We start from the raw sequence: 5,777 nt of genomic DNA on the forward strand, positions 1-5,777 counted from the left end.
TGCTGTGTCTGGCGCCGGAGGAGGGGTTGGGTGTGCGGGATGAGCAGATGCGGGCTCGTCACCTCACCGCCATCAACCGCTTCCGCGGCGTATAGATCACGCAACCCGAACCGGCCGACGCCCCAGCTCCTGTCACCCAACGATTGCCGGTCTGGGATGCTGGGTGCCTATGACAGAGCACAGCGATCTCATCCCGATGGCCGGCGAGGGTGAAGGCGCCCCCGGCTTCGATCTGGTCCGCCGCGGCTACGACCCGCAGCAGGTGAACGCGCACGTCAACTGGCTTGTCGAGCAGCTCCGCGAGGCCGAGTCGCACCGGGCCGCCGCCGAGGCCGCCGCCTCCGAGGCGGCCACCGAGGCGGCCCGGGTGCGCGATGATCTGGCGGCGAACCGGCCGGCGTGGGAGGAGTTCGGCGGGCGCATCACCCAGATCCTCCAGCTCGCCGAGGAGGAGGCGGCCACGGTCCGCGCCGAGCGGACCCGTGACGCCGAGGCCCAGCTGGAAGAGGCCCGCCGGATCGTCGCCGAAGCCGAGTACACCCGCGAGCGCACCGTGCTGGACGCCGAGGAGCAGGCGCAGAACATCGTGGCCTCGGCCCGCGCCGAGGCGGAGCGGGTCGTCGAAACGGCACGGGCCACCGCAGCCGCGACCGAGGGCGAGTCCGCCCGGCGCCTCGCCGACCTCGAGAACCAGCGCGACCAGGTCACCGCCCAGCTCGGCGCGCTGCATGACCAGGTGACCGCTCAGCTCGGCGCCCTGCGCGACCGGCTCACCGCCGCGACGGCACCCCTGCAGGCCGGATCAGCACCCCCGCGGGCCCTGACCGCGGGCGACAGCACCGCCGCCGCACCGGCAGGCTCGGCACACAGCTGAGCCACCCGACCCACACAGCTGACCCACCTGAGCTATCTGACCCACCGGCACGTCGCCACCACAGCCGGCCCCGGCCCCGGCCCGCTCCGACGCGACCCGTCAGCACCGTCAGCAGGTCAGCCGCGCCCCCAGGCCCGCCGGAAGCGCTGGCGAGGGCCTGCATGGCGGCGCGCCCAACAGGCCGTGTGCCAGTGCCGCCGCTCGTCGACAGCGCCCACCGGCCACACGACCCGATGCGGCATGCCCAGCGCGATGAGATGATCGCAGCCAGGGCACCGGTACTCCTTGGTGGTCGCCVCACCGGTCACCGGGCGGACGACCCAGCCCTCATCCGGGCCCCCGCCGGAGCCCTCTCCGTCCTCCAGGCCGCTACGCGGGCCGCCACCGGGCATCTCAGCGGCCGCCGAAGCCGCCGTCCGGAGCCGAGCGGCCGATGACCTCACCGTCCACAACCCTGATCGGGCCCGAGCCGCCGCCCTGCCCCTCCGTCTCCCCGCGCCCGCCGCTCACCCGTGCCAGCGCGGCGCCGGCCAGCGTGCGGGCGACCTTGGCACGCCGCAGCATCCCCGCCGGACTCGCCAGTGCCGACGAGGCCCCGATCAGCGCGTGGAACGAGCGGTCACTGCCCCGCCAGTGCTCGCGCAGGATGGGCTCCCCCGCGCCGACCACCAGCCGGCGGAAGGCGAAGGCCACCACGGCCACGTCGTCCAGCTGCCCGATCACCGGGATGAAGTTCGTCAGCCGGTTCCTCGGTGACACCAGATAGGCCAGCGCCGCACCCGCCTCCAGCTTCGCGGACTGCGGCACCCGCGGGTCGGCGACCACCCGGCGMAGCATGATGACCAGATCAGGCAGGAAGGTCGTCACCTCACGGCCGAACTCGCGCAGTGCGTCCTTGTCCACCATGGCCACGGGCGTCCTCCTCGGGTAGGGCAGGCGGCGCGGTCGCGCGGCTGAACCTGGCGCTCGGCGACATCCTAGACATGCCCACCGATCGCACCACCGCGTGATCAACGTCGGTACGGGTCCGGTTCCCCCCGAGGAGTCGGCGAACCCGCCACCGCGACCGGACTGTCCTTCAGTGTGGGGACGGACCGCCGGCGCGGGTGGTCCGACCACCACCGCGGTGGTGGGCCGCGGTCAGCGCGAGTGGTCGCGGAAGCCCCGCCCCGTCTTGCGCCCCAGGTAGCCGGCCTTGACGAGATGCTCCAGCAGCGGCGCCGGCGCATACCCCGGCTCCCGGAACTCCAGGTACAGCGTCCGCTGGATGGCGAGGGTCACGTCCAGGCCGACGACGTCCGCCAGCGCGAACGGGCCCATCGGATGCCCGCAGCCCACCGTCATCGCGGTGTCGATGTCGTCGAGGGTGGYGTAGTGCGCCTCCAGCATCCGCACCGCGTCGTTGAGGTACGGGAACAGCAGGGCGTTGACGATGAAGCCGGCGCGGTCCCCGCAGACCACCGGATGCTTGCGCGCCGCCCGGCTCACGGCGAGCACCGTCGCGGTCGTCTCCGGCGCGGTCAGGACGGTCGGCACGACCTCGATCAGCCGCATCRCCGGCGCCGGGTTGAACCAGTGCATGCCGATCACGCTGCGCGGGCGGGTGGTTGCGGTGGCGCACTCGACCACGGGCAGCGAGGACGTCGTCGTCGCGAGGATCGCACCGGGCTTCACCACCTCGTCGAGCGCGGCGAACAGCGCCCGCTTGACGCTCAGTTCCTCGACGACCGCCTCGACCACCAGGTCGCAGTCGGCGAGGGCGTCGAGGTCCGTCGTGCCCGTCACCCGTGCCAGGGCCGCGTCCCGGTCCTCGGCGGAGAGCCGGCCGCGCTGGAGGCCGCGCTCGAACGACTCGATCAGGCGCTTGCGGACCGCGGCGACCTTGTCGTCCGAACGGGCACGGTAGACCACGTCGTAGCCCGAGCGGGCGAGCACCTCGACGATGCCGGTCGCCATCGTGCCGGTGCCGACCACACCGACAAGCCGGACCGGGCGCGGCTCCACCCCGGCGACCACGGTCGGGGGCGCCGCGTCGACCACCTCGGGCGAGTCGGGCGCGGCGTACGTGTAGAAGCCCCGCCCCGTCTTGCGCCCGAGCATGCCGGCGGTGACGAGCTGCTTGAGCAGCGGCGCCGGGGCATGCAGGTGATCCCGGGACTGGTGGTACATCGAGTCGAGGATCTCGTAGGCCGAGTCCAGCCCGATCAGGTCGAGCAGGGCCAGCGGGCCCATCGGGTGGCCGCAGCCGAACCGCATCGCCGCGTCGATGTCCTCGCGGCTCGCGTAGTGCGCCTCCAGCATCCGCACCGCGTTGTTCAGGTAGCCGAACAGCAGCGCGTTGGCGATGAAGCCAGCCCGGTCACCCGCCGACACGGCCGTCTTGCCGACCCGCCCGACCAGGTCACGCACGCCGTCAAGCACGGCAGGATCGGTGACGACCGTTCCCACGACCTCGACGAGTCCCATCACCGGGGCCGGGTTGAACCAGTGCGTGCCGAGCACCCGCGACGGACGGTGGGTGGACGCCGCGAGCTCGGTGACCGACAGCGAGCTGGTGTTGCTGGCAAGCACGGTCCCGGGCCGGCAGAGCTCGTCGAGATGGCCGAACAGCTCCCGCTTGGCGTCGAGCCGCTCGTGGATCGCCTCGATCACCAACGGGCAGTCGGCGACGGCCGCCAGGTCGGTGCCGCTGTCGATCCGCCCGAGCAGCTCCGCCCGCTCCTCGACGCTGATCTTGCCGCGATCGACAGCCCGCTGGGTGGAATGCTCCAGATGGCCGCGCCCACGGGCCAGACCGGCGTCGTCCTTCTCGACGCCGACGACCTCGATGCCCGCCCGCGCCAGCACCTCCGCGATGCCCGCACCCATGGTGCCCAGGCCAACGACCCCGACCTTCGTCGGCTCTCCGAAAGCAGTCTCCTGGCTCATACCCGGCGCTCCTTTCCTCCGGGGTCCGTCCGGCCGCACCGCACTCGCCGGGCCGGCGGATCTCCCGCGCTCCGATTGACCGGATCGTCCCAGATTCACCACGCTGGAGCGTGCGATCGTGAGGAAAACTGCCACCTATGAACGGCCTTGTGTTCACCCGAACAGCATGTTACGACCGCGCAGCGTACGTCGCGACCCGGCGAGAGCCGTCCCGCCGTCGGCGGGATCAGCGGAGCCAGGCAGGGCCAGCGGGTCAGGCAGGGCCAGCGGGTCAGCGGGTCAGCGGGTCAGCGGGTCAGCGGGTCAGAAGAGGGTGGGGATCGAGGGTTCGAGACCCCGGAGCGCGTCGTAGTCGACCACCGAGCAGGCGATGCCGCGGTCACCGGCCAGCATCCGGGCCTGCGGCGTGATCGACTGGGCGCACAGGATCCCACTGACCGGGTGCGGCAGCGCCGGGTCGTCGTTGAGTCGCGCCAGGTAGCGGGTGAGCTGCTCCACACCGTCGATCTCGCCACGGCGCTTGATCTCGACCGCCACGGTGGAGCCGTCGGTGTCCCGGCAGAGAAGATCTACCGGCCCGATGCCGGTCTCGTACTCCCGGCGGACCAGGGTCAGCCCCTCGCGGACGGCGTCCGGCCGGTCCGCCAGCAGCACCTGCAGGTGGGCCTCGACACCGTCCTTGCGCAGACCCGGGTCGACACCGAGCTCGTGCGTGGAGTCATGCATGATCTCCTCGATGGTGATCACGAGCTGCTCCGCGGCCCGGTTCGTCACGCGCCAGACGCCCTCCTCCTCCGCGATGGCGCACGGCGGGCTCATCCAGTTGAGCGGCTTGTAGGCACGCCCGTCCGCATGGATGGAGATCGAGCCGTCCGCCTTCACCAGGAGCAGCCGGACGGCGCTGGGCAGATGCGCCTTGAGCCGGCCGACGTAGTCGACACTGCAGCGAGCGATGACGAGCCGCATGGCGCGACCGTACCGTGCCGCCCTCCGGCCACCTCGCCCGGCCCAGGCCAGGCGCCTACCTCCGCGGGGTGCCGGTGGCCGGGCCGTGTCCTGGGGTGGTCTGCCCGGACGAGCGCAGCACGAGGTCGTCGAGGAGACGGCGGCGGCCCGCGTACCGGGAGGCGAGCTGGGCGGCTCGCTCGGCGGGCAGGCGGGCGAGCCGGCGCGGGTCGGAGTTGTCGGCCATGTCCGCGCGTTTGACCACGATGGCGATCGCATCGGCGGCGACCCGGAGCAGATAGGACTCGATCGCCTCGTCCTCCCGGTGGGTCAGCGCGTCCACAGCCGCGACGACCTGCGGGGGATAGCCCGCGTCGGCCAGCTCCGGGACGGTCAGGTCACTGTCCTCGACGACGTCATGCAGGATCGCCGCCATCTGCGCGTACGCCACCTCCACGCCCGCACCCGCCGCGGTGCGGCCGACGGTGTCCATCACCCGCCGCGGGTGACCGATGTAGTCCTCCCCGGCCTTGTCGAGCTGACCGGCGTGCACCCTGGTGGCCAGCGCCACCGCGTCCGTGAGGGTGGGCACGCTGCCCGGTCGCGCGGCGTCCACCGGCTCAGGCCCGCCCTCGGCCCCGGCCCCGGCCCCGGGGTCAGGCACGGTCGAGGCCGTTCGCCGTGCGGACGATCTGGACGATGCCCCGCATGATCTCGGTGAGGCCGTAGTCCTTCGGGGTGAACACCGCCGCGACCCCGAGCGCGGTCAACGCCTCCGCGTCCGACGGCGGGACGATCCCACCGACCACGACCGGAACCTCCCCCAGACCCGCCGCCCGCAGCCCGTCCAGCACCTCCGGCACCAGGTTCATATGCGACCCCGACAGCACCGACAGACCCACGACGTGCACGTCCTCATCGACCGCGGCGGCGACGATCTGCGCCGGAGTCAACCGGATGCCCTGGTAGACCACCTCGAAACCCACATCCCGGGCCCGTACCGCGATCTGCTCGGCCCCGTTGGAATGCC

The 5,777-nt window shown here is 72.5% G+C and carries 6 protein-coding genes; 1 reads left to right on the forward strand and 5 read right to left on the reverse strand.

Features of this window, described 5'->3' with window-relative positions; all coding sequences use genetic code 11:
- Nucleotides 1–169: 169 nt before the first annotated feature.
- Nucleotides 170–874 (forward strand): sugar-binding protein, encoded by a 705-nt coding sequence (locus CC117_RS07995; protein ID WP_071083116.1) that lies wholly within the window; start codon nt 170–172, stop codon nt 872–874.
- A gap of 393 nt (nt 875–1,267) precedes the next feature.
- On the opposite strand, the gene CC117_RS08005 is transcribed toward CC117_RS07995, so the two are convergent.
- The 5 genes from CC117_RS08005 to CC117_RS08025 all read right to left on the reverse strand — a co-directional run.
- On the reverse strand, nt 1,268–1,786 hold the full coding sequence (locus tag CC117_RS08005; protein WP_071083118.1) for a YkvA family protein: 519 nt from the start codon (nt 1,784–1,786) through the stop codon (nt 1,268–1,270).
- A gap of 228 nt (nt 1,787–2,014) precedes the next feature.
- Entirely contained in the window at nt 2,015–3,802 is a 1,788-nt protein-coding gene (locus tag CC117_RS08010) for a 3-hydroxyacyl-CoA dehydrogenase family protein (RefSeq protein WP_071083119.1), read from the reverse strand.
- 303 nt (nt 3,803–4,105) lie between these two features.
- The gene (gene nucS / locus CC117_RS08015) at nt 4,106–4,768 is read right to left on the reverse strand and encodes an endonuclease NucS (RefSeq protein ID WP_018640733.1); all 663 of its coding nucleotides are present in this window, start codon (nt 4,766–4,768) and stop codon (nt 4,106–4,108) included.
- Nucleotides 4,769–4,823: 55 nt separating this feature from the next.
- On the reverse strand, nt 4,824–5,411 hold the full coding sequence (locus CC117_RS08020; protein WP_084131731.1) for an HD domain-containing protein: 588 nt from the start codon (nt 5,409–5,411) through the stop codon (nt 4,824–4,826).
- A partial coding sequence (locus tag CC117_RS08025) for a cobalamin-dependent protein (protein ID WP_198541773.1) occupies nt 5,404–5,777 on the reverse strand: 374 nt, incomplete at its 5' end. The genes CC117_RS08025 and CC117_RS08020, both read right to left, overlap by 8 nt.

The organism is Parafrankia colletiae (genome assembly GCF_001854655.1).
GTDB classification, from domain to species: domain Bacteria; phylum Actinomycetota; class Actinomycetes; order Frankiales; family Frankiaceae; genus Parafrankia; species Parafrankia colletiae.